General features: G+C 58.7%; 19 protein-coding genes. 8 read left to right on the forward strand and 11 right to left on the reverse strand.

Features of this window, described 5'->3' with window-relative positions; all coding sequences use genetic code 11:
- Positions 1-82 precede the first annotated feature (82 nt).
- The 3 genes from EKD03_RS00005 to EKD03_RS18315 all read right to left on the reverse strand — a co-directional run bounded on the left by EKD03_RS00005 (position 83) and on the right by EKD03_RS18315 (position 1,986).
- A complete protein-coding gene (locus tag EKD03_RS00005) occupies positions 83-454 on the reverse strand; it encodes a YraN family protein (RefSeq protein WP_129626018.1) in 372 nt (123 codons plus the stop codon).
- Positions 441-983 carry an HNH endonuclease gene (locus tag EKD03_RS00010; protein ID WP_238613238.1) on the reverse strand — a complete coding sequence of 181 codons (543 nt, stop codon included), beginning with the start codon at positions 981-983 and terminating at the stop codon, positions 441-443. The genes EKD03_RS00005 and EKD03_RS00010 overlap by 14 nt, the downstream gene beginning before the upstream one ends.
- Before the next feature lie 826 nt (positions 984-1,809).
- Positions 1,810-1,986 carry a hypothetical protein gene (locus EKD03_RS18315; RefSeq protein ID WP_161569135.1) on the reverse strand — a complete coding sequence of 59 codons (177 nt, stop codon included), beginning with the start codon at positions 1,984-1,986 and terminating at the stop codon, positions 1,810-1,812.
- 170 nt (positions 1,987-2,156) lie between these two features.
- Between EKD03_RS18315 and EKD03_RS00015 the strand changes: the two genes are divergently transcribed.
- Genes EKD03_RS00015 through EKD03_RS00025 form a run of 3 tightly spaced genes read left to right on the forward strand, consistent with a single transcriptional unit; the run spans position 2,157 to position 6,185 of the window.
- The gene (locus EKD03_RS00015) at positions 2,157-3,074 is read left to right on the forward strand and encodes an ABC transporter ATP-binding protein (protein ID WP_129626020.1); all 918 of its coding nucleotides are present in this window, start codon (positions 2,157-2,159) and stop codon (positions 3,072-3,074) included.
- A 2-nt stretch (positions 3,075-3,076) separates the two neighbouring features.
- Positions 3,077-5,338 carry a stage II sporulation protein M gene (locus EKD03_RS00020; RefSeq protein WP_129626022.1) on the forward strand — a complete coding sequence of 754 codons (2,262 nt, stop codon included), beginning with the start codon at positions 3,077-3,079 and terminating at the stop codon, positions 5,336-5,338.
- A gap of 4 nt (positions 5,339-5,342) precedes the next feature.
- Positions 5,343-6,185 (forward strand): alpha/beta fold hydrolase, encoded by an 843-nt coding sequence (locus tag EKD03_RS00025; protein ID WP_129626024.1) that lies wholly within the window; start codon positions 5,343-5,345, stop codon positions 6,183-6,185.
- On the opposite strand, the gene EKD03_RS00030 is transcribed toward EKD03_RS00025, so the two are convergent.
- The 3 genes from EKD03_RS00030 to EKD03_RS00040 all read right to left on the reverse strand — a co-directional run bounded on the left by EKD03_RS00030 (position 6,182) and on the right by EKD03_RS00040 (position 7,758).
- Positions 6,182-6,430, reverse strand: a complete 249-nt coding sequence (locus EKD03_RS00030; protein ID WP_129626026.1) for a hypothetical protein — start codon at positions 6,428-6,430, stop codon at positions 6,182-6,184. The genes EKD03_RS00025 and EKD03_RS00030 overlap by 4 nt on opposite strands.
- 141 nt (positions 6,431-6,571) lie before the next feature.
- Positions 6,572-7,342: an HAD-IIA family hydrolase gene (locus tag EKD03_RS00035; protein WP_129626028.1), complete on the reverse strand. Its 771-nt coding sequence runs from the start codon at positions 7,340-7,342 to the stop codon at positions 6,572-6,574.
- A gap of 38 nt (positions 7,343-7,380) precedes the next feature.
- On the reverse strand, positions 7,381-7,758 hold the full coding sequence (locus tag EKD03_RS00040) for a response regulator (RefSeq protein WP_129626030.1): 378 nt from the start codon (positions 7,756-7,758) through the stop codon (positions 7,381-7,383).
- A 219-nt stretch (positions 7,759-7,977) separates the two neighbouring features.
- Between EKD03_RS00040 and EKD03_RS00045 the strand changes: the two genes are divergently transcribed.
- Positions 7,978-9,588 (forward strand): helicase HerA domain-containing protein, encoded by a 1,611-nt coding sequence (locus EKD03_RS00045; protein WP_129626032.1) that lies wholly within the window; start codon positions 7,978-7,980, stop codon positions 9,586-9,588.
- Between the two features lie 55 nt (positions 9,589-9,643).
- Positions 9,644-10,627 carry an acyltransferase family protein gene (locus tag EKD03_RS00050; protein WP_129626034.1) on the forward strand — a complete coding sequence of 328 codons (984 nt, stop codon included), beginning with the start codon at positions 9,644-9,646 and terminating at the stop codon, positions 10,625-10,627.
- A 7-nt stretch (positions 10,628-10,634) separates the two neighbouring features.
- On the opposite strand, the gene pgl is transcribed toward EKD03_RS00050, so the two are convergent.
- The 5 genes from pgl to EKD03_RS00075 form a co-directional block, all read right to left on the reverse strand.
- On the reverse strand, positions 10,635-11,372 hold the full coding sequence (pgl, locus tag EKD03_RS00055) for a 6-phosphogluconolactonase (protein ID WP_129626035.1): 738 nt from the start codon (positions 11,370-11,372) through the stop codon (positions 10,635-10,637).
- Between the two features lie 96 nt (positions 11,373-11,468).
- On the reverse strand, positions 11,469-12,473 hold the full coding sequence (locus tag EKD03_RS00060; RefSeq protein WP_129626037.1) for an aminoglycoside phosphotransferase family protein: 1,005 nt from the start codon (positions 12,471-12,473) through the stop codon (positions 11,469-11,471).
- Positions 12,470-15,865: a flippase activity-associated protein Agl23 gene (locus EKD03_RS00065; RefSeq protein WP_129626039.1), complete on the reverse strand. Its 3,396-nt coding sequence runs from the start codon at positions 15,863-15,865 to the stop codon at positions 12,470-12,472. Before EKD03_RS00065 ends, EKD03_RS00060 begins: the two co-directional genes overlap by 4 nt.
- 13 nt (positions 15,866-15,878) lie before the next feature.
- Positions 15,879-18,242 (reverse strand): flippase activity-associated protein Agl23, encoded by a 2,364-nt coding sequence (locus EKD03_RS00070; RefSeq protein WP_129626041.1) that lies wholly within the window; start codon positions 18,240-18,242, stop codon positions 15,879-15,881.
- A gap of 216 nt (positions 18,243-18,458) precedes the next feature.
- Positions 18,459-20,297, reverse strand: coding sequence for a hypothetical protein (locus EKD03_RS00075; RefSeq protein ID WP_129626043.1), 1,839 nt, complete (start codon positions 20,295-20,297; stop codon positions 18,459-18,461).
- A gap of 160 nt (positions 20,298-20,457) precedes the next feature.
- Here EKD03_RS00075 and EKD03_RS00080 point away from each other — a divergent pair, with 160 nt between their 5' ends.
- The 3 genes from EKD03_RS00080 (at position 20,458) to EKD03_RS00090 (ending at position 22,567) form a co-directional block, all read left to right on the forward strand.
- Positions 20,458-20,877 (forward strand): ATP-binding protein, encoded by a 420-nt coding sequence (locus EKD03_RS00080; RefSeq protein WP_129626045.1) that lies wholly within the window; start codon positions 20,458-20,460, stop codon positions 20,875-20,877.
- Positions 20,878-20,881: 4 nt separating this feature from the next.
- Positions 20,882-22,153: a PP2C family protein-serine/threonine phosphatase gene (locus tag EKD03_RS00085; protein ID WP_129626047.1), complete on the forward strand. Its 1,272-nt coding sequence runs from the start codon at positions 20,882-20,884 to the stop codon at positions 22,151-22,153.
- A 78-nt stretch (positions 22,154-22,231) separates the two neighbouring features.
- The gene (locus EKD03_RS00090; RefSeq protein WP_129626049.1) at positions 22,232-22,567 is read left to right on the forward strand and encodes an STAS domain-containing protein; all 336 of its coding nucleotides are present in this window, start codon (positions 22,232-22,234) and stop codon (positions 22,565-22,567) included.
- The last annotated feature ends 126 nt before the right edge of the window (positions 22,568-22,693 follow it).

Raw genomic sequence — 22,693 nt, forward strand, 5'->3', positions numbered from 1 at the left:
CTCCGTTGGTCGTTACGCTCGCCAGTAGGCGGGTTGGGCCAAGAAGCCGCGCCACTTTAGTGGCTGCGGAGTGTCACAACACCTACTCCTCAACCGCGCTGATCAGGTGATCGAGGCGTGCAATCCGCCCTTGCGAGTCAATCTCTACCGCAATCAGATCGATGCGGCACACAGTGGAATCGGGCAGATCGGTTTGGCTGAGGTAGGTCATCGCGAGGCGCATGAGCCGCTGGCGTTTGAGGGGGGTAATGCTCTCTTCGGGGCTGATCGAGCTAGAGGCGCGGCGGGTTCGCACCTCAACACAAACGATCTGGTCGCCATCGTGGGCGACCAGATCGAGCTCACCGTACTGACAGCGCCAGTTGCGGGCTAGGATGCGATAACCCTTACGCAGCAGATGGGCATAGGCGGCCGCTTCGCCAAAATCACCCAGACGGCGCTTAGATGAAGGCATACTTACGCCAGACATCGTGGCGTTCCATCTCGCCAAGCAGGGCAAAGGCCAAGTACTGCGGCTGGCGCGGCGTACTCAACAGGTGCATCCCGGCCTGTTCGGGGGTGCGCCCGCCCTTACGGTGGTTGCAATCACGGCAGGCGGTGACGAGGTTTTCCCAGGTGGTTGGCCCTCCCTGTGAGCGCGGGATCACATGATCCATCGTGAGCTGGTGCCGCCCCGGCTGCTCACCACAATACTGGCATGTCTCACGATCACGGGCGAAGATGCCGCGCCGTGAGCAGGGCAACTTGAGCCGCCGTGGAATGCGGATATAGCGCACCAGACGGATCACCAGGGGAACCGCCAGTGTGACCTGAAGCGCCCGCAGTTGTTGCTGGGCCGCCTCGATCAGTTCGGCCTTCTCCTGAAGTAACAGGATGATTGCCCGACGTACCGAGATGAGTTGTAGCGGTTCGTAGCTTGCGTTGAGGACGAGGACTCGCTGGCCCAAGGCATCCACCCCCCTCTCAGAACCGTTTGTTTGCATAACAAACGCTCTTTGCGGGGAGGTTCGGCCTCCCCGCCTAACGAGTTAGGCTTTTAGTACGTCCGGCAGAAGCCGCCGTCCGTAGCGTACACATCACGGCAGAACGGGCAAGCCCGGTACGAGATTTCGTACCGTCTGTGCATGCACCGCTGGTGGGACGCTCTTCCACCAGATGCGCTGCATCTTGGCCCGATTTCTTGAGGTTGCCGATCTGCATACATACTCCCACCGAGTGTTCTTGCACGAACACCAGAATAATCCTCACAACGTGTATAAAGTAGCACGTCTTGTTGGGAATTGTCAACATGCGTTAGAAGGGGCGTAGGGCATGTGCAAAGTCACCTCCGGTGGGGGGCGGGGGCGCAGCATCGCCCTACATGAACCCCCGCCCGATCCCGTGGTGGCACGGGTGCCCCGCCCCGTGCCGCCACGGGTGCCCCGCCATGCCCCGTCATAATGAACCCCCGCCCCGCCTCGTGCCGCCACGGGTGCGCCACCATGCCCCGCATGTCCGTAGGGGCGAAGCATCGCCCACCATGTGGCCGGGGAAACCCCACCCATGTTGGGGGGCGATGCTTCGCCCCTACATGAACCCCCGCCCCGTGCCGTGCCGCCACGGGTGCGCCACCATGCCCCGTCATAATGAACCCCCGCCCCGCCCCGTGCCGCCACGGGTACCCCACCATGCCCCGTCATAATGAACCCCCGCCCGATCCCGTGGTGGCACGGGTGCCCCGCCCCGTGCCACCACGGGTACCCCGCCATGCCCCGTCATAATGAACCCCCGCCCCGCCCCGTGCCGCCACGGGTGCGCCGCCATGCCCCGTCATAATGAACCCCCGCCCCGTGCCGCCACGGGTGCGCCGCCATGCCCCGTCATAATGAACCCCCGCCCCGTGCCGCCACGGGTGCGCCGCCATGCCCCGTCATAATGAACCCCCGCCCCGCCCCGTGCCGCCACGGGTGCGCCGCCATGCCCCGCATGTCCGTAGGGGCGAATCATCGCCCACCATGTGACCGGGGGAACCCCAACCATGTTGGGGGGCGATGCTTCGCCCCTACTTGCACTCAGGTGCGCCAAATCCAACACCTACTGGGTGGCTTTGGATACCATCGCTAGGTACAATAGAAGCAGGGCCACGTTGTCGTTGGCCAAGCCCATAGGAGCCGATCATGATTGAAGCCTCGCAACTGAGTAAGCAATTTGGTGCCTTCCAAGCGGTGCGCAGCATCGATCTCAATATTCAGCCCGGTGAATTGCTGGCCTTGCTGGGGCCAAATGGGGCCGGAAAGACGACTACGGTGCGTATGCTCGGCGCGATCCTCAAGCCGAGTAGTGGCTATGCGCGTATCTGTGGCCACGATGTGGTGCGCGAGGCCGAAGTAGTCCGTAGTAAGGTCGGGTTGCTGACGGAGTACCCCGGCCTGTATGGGCGGATGGCGGCGATGGAGTACCTCGATTTCTTTGGCTCGCTGCTGGGTCTCGAAGCTCAGGCCCGCCAATCGCGCGCCGAACTGCTGTTGCGCCAGTTTGGCATGTGGGAGGCGCGTGATCGTAAGCTCGATGGCTATTCTAAGGGGATGAAGCAGAAGATCGCGCTGGTGCGTGCCCTGATCCACGATCCGCCGGTGCTCTTTTTGGATGAGCCGACGACTGCGATGGACCCGCAGAGTGCGCGCACGGTGCGCGATGCGATCCAAGATCTGCGTGCCGCCGACCGTTCGATTTTGCTCACCACCCATAACCTGAGTGAGGCGGAGGTGCTGGCCGACCGGATTGCGATTATTCGGAGCGGCCAGATTATTGCCCAGGGGACGATAGCGGAGTTGACCCGCCAGCTTCTCGGTGCGCCGATCTATGAATTACGCTTGGCCGCTCCACTTCCGGCGAGTGCGGCGGCTTCCATCCTGGCCGATCTGATAACGGTGGAGAGCCAGAGCGATACCGCGCTGCGTTACCGCTGCTCCGAGCCGCATCTGCTCAACCCGCAGATCCTGAGCCGCTTGGCGGCAACCGGTCTGCCTGTGGTCTCGCTGGCCGAAGTGCCCCAGCGTCTCGAAGAGGTCTATCTGCGGATTGTCGCGGACTAACTATGAACATCACGACGATTACCACCATTGCCCGCCGCGAAGTACGCGATACGCTCAAGGATTGGCGTATTGTGGCTCCGATCCTTTTGCTCACCTTCATCTTCCCCCAGTTGTTGGTGGCCGGGGCCAGCCAAGTCGTAGACTATGTGGAGGCAGATAATCTGGCCGAGCGGCTGGTGCCCTTTGCGGCGCTGCTGGTCGGCTTTATTCCGGCTAGTTTCTCGCTGATTACCGCCCTCGAGTCGTTTGTGGGCGAGCGCGAACGCAACAGCCTTGAATCGCTACTCTCGATGCCACTCTCGGATGGCGATCTCTACCTGGGCAAACTCGCCTCCTCACTCTTTACGCCCTTGATCTCCAGCGTGATCGCTATGCTGGTCTTTCTCTTAATGCTGATCGGCTTCCAACCCGATCTCTACTACCCCGCCTTTACCCTGAGTCGGTTGCTGCTGATCTTCCTCGTTGTGAGCAGCTTGGCGTTGGTGATGGTCACCAGCGCGGTGGTGATCTCGGCCCACATCACGACGGTACGTGCCGCCAATCTGATGTCGAGCTTCATTCTGTTACCGGCGGCGTTGGTGGTGCAGTTGGCGGCGGTGCAGATCATCAATAACCGCTGGGGCGAGTTGTGGCTGGTGGCGGTGGGCCTCTTTACGCTGGCGGCGCTGCTCATGCGGATCGGGATGAAGACCTTCAACCGCGAGGAGATCTTGTCACGCGAGCATACCCAGGGTTCGATCCGGCTCTTCGCGTGGCAGGCGGCGCGCCCCAACAAGTTGCGGTTGGGGCGGGGTCGGGGGCGGCGCGATGGTGGGCTGAGTTCGGCGCTGGCGATTGCCCAACGCGAACTGCGCGAGATCATGACCGATTGGCGCGTACTGATTCCGCTCGCGGTCTTGACGATTGCGCTGCCGGGTGGTTTGGTTGCGGGCACCTCGTTTGCGCTCGGCTTTGTTGAAGATCCGCTGGTGCTAGGGCGCTTGGTGCCCTTTGCCGCCCTGCTGATCGGCTTTGTGCCCGCCAGCTTCGCCCTGATTACGGCGATTGAGTCGTTTGTCGGCGAGCGCGAACGCAACAGCCTCGAATCGCTGCTGGCCATGCCCATCTCTGACCGCAGCCTCTACACGGGCAAGTTGCTCTCGGCGCTGATCGTGCCGCTCGCAGGTAGCCTCATGGCCATGCTGGTCTTCCTCAACATGATGCGGATGGTACATCCCAGCATCTACTATGACAGCATGACCCCGCTGCTGCTGCTCCAGATCACCCTTATGATTACGGTGATCAGCCTGCTGCTGGTGGCGGGGGCGGTGGTGATTTCGAGCCACACCAGCAGTATCCGCGCTGCTACCCTGCTCGCCTCGGCGGTGCTGGTACCCACAGCGGTCACGCTCCAGGTACAGGCCGTCCTCTTCATTGCACAGCGCTACGACATGCTCTGGTATGTGATGGCGGCGCTCTTCGTGATCGCCATCGCCCTGATCCGCAGTGGGCTGATGAGTTTCAATCGCGAAGAGATCCTCTCCCGCGAGCACGAAGATCTCAACCCGCGTCAGATCCTCAACACCTACCTCAGATTCTACCGCGAGCATCGTCCGGCGGGCACCCAGCCCAGTCAGTATGCGGGCCGCGCCTTTTCGGTGCGACGTTTCTACACCCATGAACTGCGCGAACTCTTGCGGGAACTGCGCATGCCCCTCGGCTTTGCCAGTTTTGCAGCGCTAGGCGGGTTACTTCTCGGCGCATTCCTGGGCGAACGCTACCACATCTGGATCTTCGAGCAGGCGATTGCCAACCTGGGTAACCCACCCCAAGCCTCGCTGCTGCTCACGCTCCAGATCTTCGCCAACAACATCCGTGTCTCCATCCTCTCCAACCTCTTCTCGACGGTCAGTTTTGGCCTCTTCGCCTTCCTGGTGCCAGCGGTAGCCTTCGCTCAGATCGGCTTCATCTCGCACCTACTGGCGGTGCGCGGCGGCAGTTGGCTTATTTTGGGCATCGCCAGCCCGCTTCAGTTTGTGTTGGCCTATGTGCTGCCCCATGGTATCATCGAGCTACCCGCCTTCATTCTCAGCGCGGCCTTAGGGCTGCGCATCGGAGCGGCGATGTTGGCCCCGCCACCCGGTTTCACCACCGGCCAGAATCTGCTCTGGGCCTTGGCCGCCTTCGCCAAGATCTGGGTCTTTGTCTTGTTGCCCTTAGTCACGCTCGGATCATTGATCGAAGGCTTCGTGACGCCACAGATCATTGCTGCATTCTATCAATAAACCTATGCCATCTACCAACCATCGCGGCCACACCCTGACCTGGGAGGAACACAGCCAGGGTGACACGACCTTCATCTTCATCAATGGTTACTCGGCCAACCGCTCCATTTGGCACCGTGAAGTGGCCCACATGGCACCCTACGGGCGCTGCGTGACACTTGATCTGCCCGGCCACTACCCGGCGCAGGTACCGCCCGATTATCGCGAACTGACTCAGGAGATGCTGATTGATCTGGAGCTACACGCCATCCGCGAGATCGCCAATGGCCAACCCGTCACCCTGATCGGTCACTCGACCGGCGGGATGGTGGCGTTGGCCATGGCGTCGCTCTACCCCGAACTGGTTCAACGGGTAGTGGCGATTGCGCCGGTCGTGTGGGGGCCACTGAGTGGATTCCTGGGGCTGTACCAGCGCCAGATGTATCTCTTGGGTGGCTACGGCTTCTACTGGCTCAACTACCGCGCCACCCAACGCTCACTGCCCTACATTAAGTGGGGGATTGGACAGTTCTACAGTGGAGACGCGGCGGCCTACCGGCGCAACCCGATTGCCAAAGCTGCGGTGGAGCATTGGCACGCTGACTACCAACGCTCCTCGATCCGCAACTTTGCGATCTTGCTCAAGTTGTTGGCGCTGTGTGACATCCGCCCGCTCATGGCTCAGATCCGCTGCCCGCTGCTGATCATCGCCGGTCACCGCGATCCGGTCGTACCGATCCAGCAGGCCCACTGGCTACACGCCCAGGTTGCGGGGAGCCAGTTACTTGAGGTGCCCAAAGCGGGCCACCTCCCGCACTGGGAGGCTGCATCCATGGTTGACGCGGCGATTACGGAGTGGATGAGCTAGGCCATATTGCTATGATCGTTGTTGCCCAACATGTTCAGCGAGACACGCAACATATTCAGGTCATCATTTGAAGTACGTGCTAACGTGGCATCATCGGGGAGAACGGCACCAGTGAAGAGGAGCATCGCCCGCAGCGCGACTGGCCATGTGGAATCGCCGGCTGAATCGGCGGCCTGCCCATGCCAGCGCTCCACGCCGGGAGGCAGCAGGTGATGGGTATGGTGCGTAGATCGAATCGGTGGCATGGTGACTCCTCGTAGGGCTTGGTGTTCTATCATGAAATTGTAGAGCGAAGCCCGTTTCTCGTCAAGAGAGAAGTAGGGGCGAAGCATCGCCCGCCAACCTCGTTCGGGTGCCTCTGCCATATGGCGGGCGATGCTTCGCCCCTACAATAGATCCTCGGCAATGTAGGTGGGCTGATAGGGTGCTGTCGCCAGATCAGCGCGGCGGCTATCGCCCGTAAGCACCAGCAGCGTATCCATGCCCGCCGCAGCCCCCATCGCAATATCGGTATGTAGGCGATCCCCAACCATCAGGCAGCGCTCTGGTGGCACACCTAGTTGGGTACTGATAGTGCGAGCCATAATCGGTGAGGGTTTGCCAACATTCACACTACAGCGGGTGTTCGTACATGCCTCAATCGCCGCAATGATCGCCGCCGCATCGGGTTCACCACCCCCCGGCACCGGGCAGAAGCGGTCGGGGTTGGTGGCGACCAACTGAGCACCCGCCCGAATGGCATCGAAGGCGATCTGGAGCTTGCGGTAGACGAAGGTGCGGTCGAAGGAGGCGATCACATACTCGATCTCGCCCGCCCGCTCACTAATCGGGAACCCGGCGGCGCTGAGTTCATCAATCAACGGTTGCTCACTCACCGGGTAGACCGTCGCACCGGGGGCATTGCTCTTCAGCCACTCGACCATCACATAACTGGTGTTGATCACCTCGTCGAGGCTGGTTGGGATGCCCATCTGGTTCAACTTGGCGACATACTGCGCCCGGTTTTTGGTGGGATTGTTGGAGAGAAAGGCTACCTTCCGCCCATCACGTCGCAGTTGGGCAAGCAGATCAACTGCCCCTGGTAAGATCTGGTCACCCAAATAGATCGTCCCATCAAGATCGAAGATGTAGCCATCATAGACTGGGAGTTGCACCATTGGCTCCTTATAATCTATCGGCGGAGGGCGGACATTGCTTACACTCTACTAGTATAATCGAAGGATGTTGCCATCACATGGCGCACCACCGTGCGCAGTTCATTGATGGACAATGGCTTCGCTAGATAGGCCGATGCTCCCGCTTGTAGTGCGCGATATTCAGTTGCAACCTCAGCCGAGATCATAACGAAGGGGACACTCGAATACTCACGCAGCGTGGTCAGCAACTCCAGACCACTCATGTTGGGCATACGGTTATCACTGATCACTAGATCGAATGGTTCAGCCAGAAACTCAAGTAGCCCTTGGTTCCCATCTATCGCCGAGATAACCTGCGCATGGGGCAAGAGCAGACACATCACCCGGCACAGAAAGCTGCGTACCGCTGCATCATCTTCAACAATGAGAACTCGCATATATGTCACTCACTCTCTATGGTGGGTGGTGTCGAATTGCTTGGCTTAGCCAGGGTTTATATAAACGCGGGCATACTATTTTTTTGTGGCGGATTTATTCTATAAAAATGGTTAATATTTAAAAATGGAGGCTAGAGATACAAGATCTTGCGTCTCTCTACTTCATACCCAACCTGTGGTATATTTGTGCTGCCAGACTCGCAGCGATAAGGAGGCACTATGCAGCAACGCACCCGCCTTGGCGTCATCACCAGTGGTTCGCTCAACACCGGGCTTACCGCCCGTCTTGAGGCACGTGAGAGTGTCGAGGATATGCGAGTCGGGCAGTTTGTGGTCGTCAATGGTGAGAAGAACGATTTCTTCTCGATGATCACCGATGTGGCTTTGGAGGCGACGAACCAGAAGGTGTTGATCGATCCGCCCAAAGCTGATGCGTTTATCCAGGCGGTGCTGGCGGGGACGGCTACCTACGGGACGCTTCAGGTGCGCCCGCAGCTTATGTTGCCGCACGATCCTACCGCGCAGTTGTCGCCGGTGAAGACCATCCCGCGCCACTTTTCGGCGCTCTACGAGGCGCAAGAGGCCGATTTTAGTCGCGTCTTTGGTGAAGCAGATCGCACCCACTTTGAGATCGGTAAGCCCTTGGACATGGAGGTGCCGGTCTGTATTGATCTGGAGCGCCTGATTGAGCGTTCCAACGGCATCTTTGGTAAGAGCGGTACTGGCAAGAGCTTTCTCACCCGGCTCTTGTTGTGTGGCACCATCCAGTCCGGCATCGCCTCCAACCTGATCTTCGACATGCACAATGAGTATGGCCGCGATGCACGTGCCGAGGGCAACGTCTTTGTGAAGAGCCTACGCCAACTCTTTGGCAGCCAGGTGCAGGTCTATACCCTCGATCCCGATGGTGCCCAGCACGGTAGCTATGATGGCGAGGTGGTGATTGGCCTGAATCAGATTGAGATCGAGGATGTCATTCCCCTTCAAGACGAGTTAAATCTGAGCAGCACCGCTGGTGAAACCGCCTCGCTCCTTGCCGATCACTATAAAGATCGCTGGCTGACCCAGTTGCTCGACATGGACAGCGCCGAGATCAAAGAGTTTGCTGAAGCCCATGGTGCTCACGCCGGTGCTATTGGGGCGCTCAAGCGCAAGCTGGCGCAGATTAGTCGCCTCAAGTTCATCCACAAACAGGCCGATTTTTCGGTGATTGATCGGTTGATTGATGCCCTAGCCGCCAAACGTCATGTGGTACTCGAATTTGGCCAGCATAGTAGCAGCCTCGCCTATATGCTCGTGGCGAACATCATCACCCGCCGCATCCATCGGCGCTGGATGGAGAAGAGCGAGACCTACAACCGTACCAAAAATGCCGCCGACCGCCCGCATCCGCTGATGATCACAATTGAGGAGGCGCATAAGTTCCTCAATCCTACCAATGCCAAACAGACGATCTTCGGCATGATTGCGCGTGAGATGCGTAAGTATAGCGTTACGCTGCTGGTGGTAGACCAGCGCCCCTCCTCGATTGACAACGAGGTGATGAGCCAGATCGGTACCCGCATCACGGCGCTGCTGAACGATGAGCGCGATATTGACGCGGTCTTTACCGGGGTCAGTGGCGGTACCGCTCTCAAGGCCGTTTTGGCGACCCTCGACAGCAAACAGCAGGCGCTCGTCTTGGGCCACGCGGTGCCAATGCCGGTGGTGGTGCGTACCCGCCCCTACGATGAAGCTTTCTATAAGGCGATGCAGCAATCGAGTAAGGGCAAACCTCCCGTTGCGCCGCGCACGGTGGATGAAGAGACCGATGATCTCTTTCCGGATTGAGTTGGTGTTGTATAGATGGCAATTGGAGTATTTGTAGTTATTACATGAGGAGTTTATGGCAGGCAAAAGCATAAAAAACGACATACTTATTGATATGATTCGCAGTTTCAGTGTTCTTTATATTGTCGGGTATTGGCATCTTCTAGATTATACGGCTTTTTATGTTAGCAAAGACCCCTATATTACAAGATTGACGGTTATTATTCTTGGTTTGTTCATGCTTATATCTGGGTATCTCATAGGGATGCGTCGGACATTTCAAACAGTAAGTGATGTGGTGCAATTCTATAAATCGCGTTTTCTTAGGATATACCCGCCTTATGCACTTGCTTGTTTATTATTCTGGTTTACGGGATTAGGAACTCAGATATCTGTATTTAAAAGTATTGCTTTGATTTCGGTATTTTCTTTCTCTTCATTGCGGACATTATGGTTTATTGCAGTTCTAGTGGTTTTTTATGCAATAACACCTTTGATGGTGGTGATAAGAAGACATCAATTCGTTTATATTTTATTTTGCTTAAGCATTGTCTTCGTAGGTTTATTGGGTGATTTTGTATTCTTTACGTTTGATCCGCGATTTTTTCTTTACTTCTTGCCTTTTTTTGCAGGAATATATATTGCTGGCCACCAAGAATTACTATATAACCGATATTTCATCGCAACCAACTATTTGCTTCTTGTAGTCTCTTGGTTCTTTTCCTTTCAGGGATTAGAATTATTAGAGTTTTCCGCTTTCGCTACTCCCTTAATCTTGTTTGGTTCATTGGTATTTTTTCTGACAACTATTAATCTAAGGCTATTTCTAGAGAAATACTTAGTACAGCAATATATAAACTGGTTTATTCGTACTATAAGCTTTGCCGGTTTCTTTATGTACCTTTCGCATCGATTAATATTTCTTGCATTGACAAATGCCTTTGGGCCTAAACCGGAGATCGCTCAGGTATTGTATATGCTGTGTTTCTGCTTGCCAGTGGTGATTATCCTCTCTTGGTGGGGGCAGTTTGCCTACAATAAGATGATCGGGCAGAACTGAAGCGCATTTAGAGATTCGCCGCTGCATCGGTGTCCAACATCCACACCACCTGCCCATTGGTGGGGTGAATGATCTGGGCCGGAATATCCGTGGGGGTGTGCGGGCCATGCAGGGCCGCCGCCAGCATCGCCGCCTTGTCGGCCCCAGCAACGAGGAACAGCACCAACCGGCTACGATTTAGCACACTTGGCGTCAGGCTTATCCGGGTTGGTGGCGGTTTGGGTGCATTGCTCACCGCGATGACGTGCTGGTTCGCTGCCGCGTTGAGCGCCGGATGGTTGGGGAAGAGCGATGCTGTATGGCCATCCGCCCCCATCCCCAGGATGGCAATATCTATCTGCCCGCCATGGGTGGCTAAGAGGGCTTGGATCTGGCGATCATAGACGGTAGCGGCAAGCTCCGGCGTGGCATAGTAGGTGGGGACAGGGTAGATCTGATCCGAGGGGATGGGGATGTGATCGAGTAGGGTCTGGCGGGCGAGTAGGTAGTTGCTGTCGGGGCTATCAAAGGGGACATAACGTTCATCCACCCAGATAATGCTCAGTGCGTGCCATGGAATTTGGGTACGCAAGGGGAGGATGGAGATGATGTGATGAACCCGTGGAGGGATGTTGCCTCCTGAGAGGGCAATCAGGCAGTGGCCCCGCTCTTGCACGGCGGCTTTAATGGCGGTGGTGATCTGAACTGCCGCCGCCTCAGCGAGTTCATCTAGCGTTGCAAAGATAAAGGTCTGTGGTGCATCCATGGCTAACGCTCCTTATGCCACATTCGGGAGAGTTCGGAGTTGACGCACTTTAGTCATGCTCATTTCATTCGGCAAAAAGCTTGGTAACTAGCGCACTTATACCGCTACCAGCCGCGATCCTCGTTCTGAAGCGACCAGTTCCTCCATCAGCCGGAGGGCTTCGGTACGGGCGGCCTCGTGGGGTTCAGCGTACATATAGCGGCGGCAGGCTTCCCAGTAGTTAGCCAGCAGTTGGAGCAGCGGTAAGCGTCGCCGTTCGGCTTCGCTCAGTGGCCCCGCCGATTGGTAACCATCCAGTAGACCCTCGCGCCATGCCTCCGGGTGTGCCGCGCATAGGCCACACGCCAGATCATAAAGCCCGTCGCCCCCGATATAGTGGCCGGGGTCAATCAGCGCCTCTAGATGCACATTCCCACTTGAGGTACACCGCACCGAACGTGGACTGAAGCGCCCGTGGATGAGCATGGGTTGCTGACACTCAAGCATGGGGCTGTCGAGCAGATTGGTGATGATGCGCTGCTCGTGGCTACTGAAGATCAGCGCATCCGCAGGTGGTGCCGCGATCCTTCGCCCGATCTGGCGCAACACCACGCGCCAGTTTTGTTGCGGCCAACGCCCCGATGCAGTCGGGCGTCCGGCACTTGTCACCGGGATGCAGTGCATTCTGCGCAAGGCTCGCCCGGCCTGGCGGCCTGCCCCACGTAAGAGTGGCGGATTGTGGATCTCTTCGGCATGTACGCCAGGGACATACGATTCGAGCGTAAACGCGAAGGGGACGAGGCTGCGCGAGAGATCGCGCTGGATGATCTTGGGTGCCGGGATGTTGTGGCCGCTGAGCGCACGGATCTGGTAGACATACGCCGCCAGATCATCTTCCGGTGCGACACGGAGGATCAGGTAGGAACTTGGTAGGCTGATACGTACCAGAATGTGATCTTCGGTCTGAGTATACAGGCTAACGTCTAATGGACGCAGATTGAGTGAGCGAATCAGGATGGCGCTGTAGTCGCCCAATCGTCCGAGCGAACGGCGCCATGCATCACTCAATCCGGCTTCGGCTGAGGGCGAAATGTAGTGATTGAGGTGCGCGTAAGTGTTCATGGAATGGCTTGTACTTCAGGCAAGACAAAGCGCAATGCTCGCGATTCGTTGCGATCAATGACCCACACACTACCATCTGGGCTTACCCCGATCCCACTTGGGCTGTTTAGGGCAGCGAGGCCGCTCCCTGGCCCACCCCAACGCAGTAGTACGTCGCCACGCAGGTTGGCTGCGAGTACCTGTTGGCGGCTGGGGATGCTGACATAGATGGTTCCATCGGGGCTGGCGGCAATTGCTGGATCATCATAGGTGTTTGGCATCCAACCACGTACTGGCCACGTAATGATCGGGATGGGGCCGACTTGGCCGGTGCCATCTGGCGCAAAGACTTGCACCCGGCTGTTCCATGTGTCGGCGACATAGACGTTGCCCTGCGCATCCACCGCAACGCCTACCGGTTCGTTGAAGGCTCCTAGTTCTGCACCGGCGTAGCCCCATTGGTAACGGTAGTTACCCGTAGTGTCGGTGACGACGATGCGCTTGTTGCCGGTGTCGGCAATGTAAAGATTGCCCTCAGCATCGAGCGCTAAGCCGCGTGGCCCAAATAGGCCGAGCGGGTTTTCGGCATTCTTCACCGGATCGCCATCGGTGATCGTCGCTTTGCGCCCATCGCCCAGATCTTGCGTACCGCTGCCCCAACTTCCCACCACTTGCAGTTGGGCATTATACTTCACAATCCGTGCATTCCATGTGTCGGCTACATAGATGTTGCCCTCAGCATCTACCGCGATCCCGCGTGGCTCGTACAGGTAACCCAATTCGGTGCCGAAGCTGCCGAAGCTGCGGGTCAGGCTGCCGTCGGGGCCAAAGATGTGGATCTGATGCGCTCCGCTATCGGCGATGTAGAGGTTACCCTGCGCATCCACCGCCGCGCCGGTTGGCCCCGTACCGCCGACCGGCAGGGTGGCTGCGTTCTGGGCCACGAGGCGCAGATCGCTGCTGGCGGTGGCGGTCGCCTCGTTCTGGCCTACACCCCCCGCAAGATCGCGGCGAATCCAGACCTCCATCTCGCGCACACCGGGGCTGAGCGGTTCAGGTAGTTCGCGGTAGATCAGGTAGGGGTAGAGCCAGGCCCAGTTTTCGCGCTGGAAGGGCCACAGGATCGGCGCGAGTGGCCCGTACACTTCGGCGCTGATGTCGCGGCCACACCCGCCGCGCCCGCCATCCTCGGTGGGTTGCGCGGTTAGAATGGCGTCTGAGGTCCAGCGGCTATAGTAGAAGCGCTTGTACCCCGGCGCATCCGGGCTACACTTCTGGCCCTCCGGGAACCACCAGTTGAAGACGCCTGTGGCACCGTAGGGCTGCACATAGTTGGCCTCTAGCGCTTGGCGCACCTCACTGCTCACATGCGGTTTGTAGAGCAGCACAATCGGGGCTAGGCCGCGACTCCCATCGGGTAAATCCACTTCAAAGGTGGTCGGGCCGGGGTTGGTCTGGATGGCATCCTTCTTCATCCACACGAGGCGCTTGAAGTCGCGCAGGTACCACTGCAACGGCCACGCCAGCGAACCATCCCCGTTGGCATCGCCACTATCAATGATGATCGGTAGGCTGATCTCGCCCGCCACATCCTCCGCACTGCGTTGGTTACGAGTCAGGTTGATTGCTAACTCGTGGATGTCGGCCACGTAACGCGGTACATCGGGGGCGGTCTGGGTATAGACGAGCAACTCAACCGGGGTGTCGGGGTGTTCATAGACCGCCATCCAGGTGGCGCGCAGGGTGTACGTACCGATCAGCCCCGCGATGGTGAGGCTGGCGAGGGCCATGACGACACGCCCGCCGATCTGATTGGCGATGGTGAGCATGCCGTAGATCACCGCCCCCGCCACAATCAATGGCACGAGGCTTTGCAGCAGGTTGCTCTGCGCCGTCTGCCCGGTCGCGGGCATCCCGGCGCGCCAAAACGCAACCCCCAGGCTGATCAGAATGAGGAGCGTACCGATGGGGATGAGGAAGCGCGCCGACGGCGCGGGCTGGGCGGGGTTGTGCGCAACCTGCACCAGCCGCCCCAAGACCCACGCGGCCAGCAGGTTGCCGGGGAGTGCCATATGCACGAGTAGCCAGGGCATCTTCTCGCCCGCCCACGAGAAGAGGATCACTGCCGTGAAGAACCAGAAGGTGAGGAGCAGCGGCGCGAGCGACCAGGGGGGGAGCGTGGGTGGCGGTGCAACCGCCACCAGTTCGGCTTCTTCTTCCTCCTCCTCCTCCGCCACCACCACCGGAGCCACCCGTCGGCTGCGCAGCACCCGCCTCACCACCGCCGTGATCATGGCCACCACCACGCCGAAGCCGCTCAGCACCGCCAGTGGCTCATAGAGCGGCAGTTGCATCAGGTAGTAGTACCAGGGCTGATCGCCGCGTGCATACTCCTGCTGGCTACCTAACCAGTAGGCCAACCCCGCATAGAGGCCGTCAATCGCCCCCGGCGGGTAGGTCAGGAAGGTGGTGTAACAGACCAGATAGATCCCCGCTAAGATCGCCAAGGCGACCCAGATGCTCTGGCGATCCGCCTGCCATGTCGTGCGCAGACGCTCACTCAGCAGCGGGTGCGGGTCCCACAAGCCCTGACAGATCCACGCCAACGCGAGCGCCGAGGCGACCAAAAATGCCTTCTCGCCCAGGTAAAGCCCCTGGCCAACCGGCAGCGGTGGATTGAGTACCATCAGTACGAGACAGAGCGCAAAGACCGCGATCAGCCCCCAGTGCAGGTAGCGCGAGAAGCGGCTTTCGCTGAGCAGGCGCATCACGAGAAAGACGCCAAAGATGAAGAAGAGGATGTAGTAGAGTTCGTGGGTGCCAATCGCTAACGCCACGGCGGCGGCGACGAGGTAGAGCCAGCGCGCCTTGCCACTCTCTAGCCAGCGCATAGCCCCGATGAACATCCAGATCTCCCACAGCACCATGAGGCCATCGTGGCGGGCAAAGCGGGTGAAATAGAGCAGCGAGGGCGAAAAGGCGAGCAGCGCCGCCGCAATCAACGCCCCGCGCCGCCCCAGGAGGGGCCGCAGCCACCACGCCGAGGCCACCATCCCCACCCCGGCCAGCGCCATCGGGAGCCGCGCCTGCGCGTCACCATCACCAAACAAAAAGTAGGCCGCGAAGGTCAGAATATAGAGCACCGGCCCGTGATAGACCGGATCATAACAGTAGGTCGGAGCGGTAGCACCACCCCAACAACTAAAACTGCCCGCCCCAGTATAAAAGCGCCAACTCGACCACGCATGGATGCTCTCGTCATGGTGCATGGCCATGCGATCCAGCCCCCATAGATGGGCCATCAGGCTGAGTAGGACGATAAGGATGTAGGTGACGACTTCCCCGTTGATGCGTCCGAAGCTCAGGTGGTGATCGAGGAGTGAATCCTCTTCTCTGTGGGCTGTGTATGACATAGCGTGATGGTATTTATTTCTGGTTCAAACTTCCACCCAAACCAATCCCAATCTGATTGGCCAATTCGGGACGTACCGCGATATAAAAATCCGAAGAACCCAGCGGATAGCCCGGTTCACGGAAGATGAGGTAGTTCCAGATGCGGACGTGGATATGGCGATCCAGCGGCGTGCGCAAGAACTGGCCGAGCAGCGAGGTTGATTCGAGCGGCGCGTCACGCCATCCCGGGGCCAGCCGGTAGATCTGGTCTTCGGGGAACCACCAACGTAACGGGTAGCGCTGAATGACAAATCCATCCAGGAATTGCCGGTTCTGCGGGTTCTGGATCATATTCTCGTCGAGCAGCAGCACCGCCATGATCTCTTCAGCAGGTGGGGCGCTCAGATCGCCCCCAATCCGCTCGGCCTGGGCGAAGTCGCGCAGATACCAACTCCAGACCGTCTCGTTATCATAGAGGATCGGCATGGATAGCCCGTAGCCACGCCGCCGCGAAGCCTCTTCGAGTTTACGCACCACCCGCATCACATCGGGCGAGGTTTGGGTATAGACGAGCATTTCGCGGGGGATGTCGCCATTTTGGTAGGCGAGGCGGAAGGCGCTGCGGGCCGTGTAGAGGCCGCCCGTCACCGCAATACAGGCCGCCAGCAGCGCAAGTGCCCAGCGCAGATTCCAGCGCAGCGCAAAGCCCGCCGTCAGCAGGGTGAGCAGGAGCAGGAGAAAGAGCAGCACCATCCAGGGCGGGATGAGCGACTGATCAATAAAGCTCATGATCGCCGTCATCAACACAAAGCAGAGGCTCACAATCAGGGTGAAGATGGCGATAAAACTGGCCACCGCAGTTGGTGGGGGTAGCTCATCACCAGAACGCAGCCCGCGCAGACTGCGTTGCAACGCCCAGGCCGCCAGCAGCACCAGCGGCAGCGCGATATGGGTAGTCAGCCAGGGCATCTTCTCGCCCGCCCAGGTGTAGATGAAGGCCGCACCGAGTGACCACCAAGCGATCAGGCGGATGGCCCAATAAGCGCCGGCTTCAACTTCACGCCGCAGATAGTCTATGAGCAAGAAGATCAGCCCAATCCCACCCCAGAGCAGCAACAATGGCTCGTAGATGATCAACTGGATGAGGTAGTAGTGAGCAGGTTGCCCGCCACGCTCAACATTGTGTTGAGCCAGCCAGTAGAGCAGCGAGCCGGTCGTGCCGCTGATGGTGCCGATCAGGTTGGTGAAGTAGGTGCTGAAGAAGAGTGCATAGATCGCCAGGAAGATTGCCAGCGCCACCACCCAGCGCCGATTCTGTGCCAACGAGGCATAGATCGCCACCAGCGGTTCCCCGCCTTCGTGGGCCGCCCGCCAGCGACTCTGCGCACCGCGCCCCCAGATCAGCCACCCCAACACCCCCAGCGTCCCCAGGCTCACCGCCAGCGCCGACAACACTGCCGGATGCCCAAAAAAGAGCCACAGATCGTGCAGGTAGCGCCCCAGGTTCTCGATCAAGCCACGCCCTCCATCCGTATCCGAGCGGTTGCGGATGCGCAGCGCATAGGAATTATCTTCGGTCTCCAGCGGGTACCAGCCAAAGATCGGCCCAGGAGTATAGAGCATCGCCTGGGTTTGCGGATCGCGCTGGGCGGTGTGGCCACCATCCACCTTGGCCTCACCCGGCAGCACAAAGATCAGGCCGATCAGCAGCAAGCCCGCACCGAGCAGCAGCGCCACACCGGGCCGGTAGATGCGCCAGAGGAAGGTGAGAATGAGCGGCACGGCCATGATCAACAGGAAGAGGTAGCTCGTCTCCTGATTGACATACATGAGCGCGAAAGCAACCGCCCCCGTGTAGAGCCACAGCGGACGGCGGGTGCTGGTATAGCGCACAATCGCCGCAAAGACCAACATCTCGCACAGGAGCGAATAGATATCGTGGCGAATGAAGCGCCCGTAGTAGAGAAAGACCGGCGAGATGAGCAGATAGAGCGCCGCCAGCAGTGCCGCCAGCCGCCCCAATTCACGCCGAATGAGGTAGGGCGTGAGAGTCAGCGCACTCCCCGCCAAGGCCGCGCCCAAGCGGGCGGTCGTATCGTTATCGCCAAAGATCCAATACGCCAACGCCCCAATATTGTAGAGCAACGGCCCATGTAGCAGCGGATCGTGCATATAGCCACGCCCACTGAAGAGATACCATGAATAGGCCGCATGCAATGTCTCATCGTGGTGCAGAGCGCGATCACCCAACCCCCACAGATGAGCCAACAACGCGAGAACCGCCAAACCCAGGTAGATCACCTGCTCAACACGCAATGAGCAAACCTGGGTCAGGCGGGGATTGGTACTATCTGCGGCTATAGCCGCCTGCGAACGGGGCAGATCGAGGCTTGACATGAATCCTCGGTGTGCAGGGTTGCGATTCGGCGATTCCGCAGCATATTGTACACGAACTATTCAATATACGTGGGGTAAACGAAGGGTTCACTCCTACGCGGAATCTCTTTTTGACGCGAAGACGCGAAGACGCGAAGGGTGCGCTTGCTTACGCAGTTAAAAGCTTTGCGCCTTGGCGTCTTTGCGTCAAAATCTGGACTCTAGGTGAATGAGCATCTATTCAACCGTAAACCGGATGGTATACGAGACGTCGTTATTGACCTTATCGTTCTGGGAGCTACGGGCGGCCATGGTGTAAAGCCCGCGTTGGGCGCTGGCTGGAGCAATCCACGTCCATCGCACCACCCCATCGCGATCCGCAATCAGTTCGCGGTCGAAGCGGATGATTGTCCCATCGGGCTGATTGAGCCAGTAGCCAACCCGCTCATCCTTCTCATAGCCACTCGCGGTAAAGGTGAAGGTGGTACCGGGAGCGCCGCGCTCCGGGTTCACCGAAGCCCCCGGCCCACTGGGGGCTTCGGCATTCATGATCGTAAAGGGGATGACCCGCTGCACCCGCGACGACTCGCCCAGCGCGACGGCCTGCCACTGGCCACCGAGGGCATCTTTAGGCGCGGTCCATGTCCACGTCACCCGGTTATTGTTATCGCTATTCTTCGGCTCCGGGCCATCCACACTACGCCCATTGGGATCAACAAACCAGAAGAAGACCTTCTCGTAGTCATCCAAAAACCCTTCGGCGCTGAAGGTGAAGGTGGTACCGGGCGGGCCACTGCTGGGTGTGACCCGCGAACTCGGATCAGCCGCCTGCACGGTGAAGGTTGCCTGGGCACTGCGCCGCGAATCATCACCGCGCACCGTCATTGTCCACACGCCCGCCAGCGCATTTTGCGGCACCTGATACTCCCAACTGGCTGCGCCCTGGCTGTTGGCACCGATCTTCGTCTCACTATGCACCGGCAGACCATCAGGACGAGTGGCCCAATAGCTCAGTTTCTCATCGGCAGCAAAGCCACTCGCCTCAACCCTGATCGTATCACCGGGGCGCACGTTGCTGTTGCTCAGGCGCACCTGCACCACGTTGGGATCGGGCGGGGTTGCATTCGTACCGCCCACCGTAAAGGGCAACACCACCTGGATCTGACTATCCTGGCCTTTCGTCACCGCCTGCCACATGCCACTCGGCGCATCGCTCGGTGCCGTCCATGTCCACGTCACCACCCCCTGAAGATTGGCGCGCAGGTAGGGGGTTGCCGCAACCGAACTCCCATCGGGGCGCGTGAGCCAACTCCCGGCCTCTTCTTCCGGGTTCAAGCCGCCCACCACCACCGTAAAGGTGGTTCCGGGCGGGCCAGCCGCCGGTTGCACCGAGCGACTGGGGCCAGCCTGTGGCTCGCCGGTGATTACAAAGCCAACACTCACCTGGCGCCCGCTATCGAGGCCGCGCAGAGTAGCCTGCCACTGGCCAAGTTGGGCATCGCGCGGCGCAGCCCAGAGCCAACTGGTTGAGCCGTTGTTGTCGGCGTAGGCGCGGAACTCCTCACCGGGTACGAAATCGCGGCTGCGCCCATCGGGTTGGGTGAGCCACGCGCCTAAACGCTCGCCCGGTACCATCCCACCCATGGTAAAGCTGAAGGTAGTACCACGCGGGCCACTACTGGGCGTGACACTGGCAGGTAAGACCACAGCGGGCACATCCACCAACGTGAAGGAGATCTCCACCCGCTGGTCGCTATCCGTCCCGAAGGCGGTCATCGTCCACTGACCATTCCGCATTCCAGCCTCCACATCCCACGACCAGACGACGCTACCGTCCGTCTCGGCCTTGAGTGAGGGGTAACGCGGATAGCTGCGGCCATCAGGGCCGGTGGCCCAAAAGTGTACCCACTCGTGGGCGGTAAAGCCCGTGGCGGTGAAGTGGAAGCGCGTACCAAGACCACCCGCACTCGGTGTCACCGTACCACCTGCGGCACGTACTGGTGCGACCGCCAGCAAACTCCCGATCAGCGCCACGAGGGCAATCACGGGCAGAAGGGATATATAACGTTTAGCCATTCAATCCTCACACAACTGTCACAATGAAACCACTCCCACACAATTGACGAAAACCCTTTGCATGTTCCCACACAATTGACTCGGAGGCAAGAGCGATTTGGTTCACTGATGCAGTATACTCTCTACTATACCCGTGTACCGACACGCACCACGGATCACCATGATGCAACACACCATCGAAGTACCCGCCGAATGGTCGAGTATTGCAACCCTCATGGCCTTCACCGATCAGATTGAGGCTGACCTAGGGTTGACGGCTGATCAGAGCTATTTGTTGCGCTTAGTGATCGAAGAGATCGCCACCAATATTATCAAATATGGCTACTGTGAGCAGGGTTGTGGCCGGATAGAATTGCAGTGCTGCTACGAACAAGACACGTTGCGGATCACTATTCGGGATCATGGGACTCCGTTTGATCCTCGCGACCATCCCGACCCCGATATAAGCACTGATGTAGTGGACGAGCGTCAGGTGGGGGGATTGGGGCTTTACTTCGTCCGTGAATTCGCAGATCAGATCTCCTATCACCACGATGAAACCAGTGGATGGAACGAATTGATCGTGATCAAAGGGCCATAAATCAATGTTGCAAGATCTCCTCCGCACGATTCCCTGGTTCATGCACCTTGACGCCGCACAGCTTGACTCGATGGTCACCAGTATGGAACAGCGTCACCTTGCTGCGGGCGACATGCTCTTCCATCATGGAGAAGAGAGCTACGACTGTTTCATCATCATCGAAGGCTCGGTCGAGGTCTTAATCTTCGTCAATGGTACCGAGCACCGTCTGGAGGTCTACAACGCCGGTGATATTGTGGGGGAGATGGCCCTGATTGATCGCAGCCCGCGTTCAGCGAGCGTGCGGGCGATCAGTGCCTGCCACCTTGTTGTCATCACCGAAGTGGAATTCAAGACCATGATCGGTGCCAACCCGGAGTTGGCCATGCGGGTGCTACGCAACAGTACCACGCGGGTGCGCAACACCAACCAGCGCATGATCAGTGATCTCGAACGTAAAAATAATGAACTGCTCAAAGCCTACCAGCAACTCAAAGCGGCCCAGAACGATCTCATCCGCCTGAATCGGATGGAGCAAGAGATGGCCGTGGCGCGCCAGATTCAAGAATCATTCCTACCGCGTCAACTCCCCCAACTCCCTGGTTGGGAGATCGGAGCTTACAGCCGGGGTGCCCAGGCGGTGGGGGGCGATTTCTATGACTGCATCGAACTGAGTGATGGACGCATCGGCTTGGTGGTGGCCGACGCTTGCGGCAAGGGGGTCACCGCCGCACTCTTTGTGGCGCTCAGCCGCTCGTTGCTGCGGGCCGCCTCCCAAGCGCCGTGGATCTTCCAGGGTGGGGCGGTACTGGATGCCGAGAGTATCCTCACCGGGGCACTCTGGTTGGTGAATGACTACATCTGCCGCGAACATGGCGACAACAACATGTTCGTCACGCTCTTCTATGCCGTGCTCGACCCCAAGAATGGCGATCTGGTCTATGTGAATGCCGGCCACAACCCGCCGCTGCTGCTTGATGCTCAGTGCGAGAACCTGTATGAACTGCCGGAAGCCACGCTGCCCATCGGCATCATGGCCAACCAGACCTTTCCATCGCAGCGCACCTGTGTCGAGCCGGGCTACCGGCTGATTCTCTTTAGCGATGGCATCACCGAGGCCATGAATTCGGCTGGGCAACCCTTTAGCGATGATCGCTTCCATGATGTGCTGCGCGAAGATGGCTACTTAGGGGCACAGAATCTTGTCTCCATGATTATTGCCCAAGTGGACGCTTATGCCGAAGGGGCACCCCAGGCTGATGACATGACACTCATGATCATTACCCGCGAGGCATAGACACAAGGGCACATGCTATAATAGAAACCCTGAAAGCTCCGCTGCGCTGCACCCTTGATGTGGAAAGGGGTCTCTCCCGTGAATGTAGAGCACATTGACGATGTTCTGGTAATTGCGTTACCTGCCCGCCTTGATGCTGTGGGAGTTGCTGCGATCGAAAACAACCTGAAAGAGATCGTCACTAACCACAAGGGCAAGGTGATTGCCGACATGAGCCATGTGGATTTTGTGGCCAGCCTTGCCTTGCGGATGCTGCTCACCAACCTGAAGGCGGTTCAGCCCTTGGGTGGCGATCTCCGCTTGGCTGGATTGCAGCCCCAAATTGCCGAGATCTTCCGCAAGAGCCGCTTTGATACACTCTTTAAGATCTACCCGGATCAGGAATCGGCACTGGTATCCTACCGTTCAGTATAGCAACGGGTCGGAGCAATAGTTGTGTAGAGGGGCGGCATGGGCCGCCCTTACGTGTTGATCTTTATAGACCAAGACTTAGGGAGTATTCACCGTGTCTAGAGTGGCACATTGCCCGCGAAGTTCTTC

The organism is Candidatus Oscillochloris fontis, assembly GCF_004138135.1.
GTDB classification, from domain to species: domain Bacteria; phylum Chloroflexota; class Chloroflexia; order Chloroflexales; family Chloroflexaceae; genus Oscillochloris; species Oscillochloris fontis.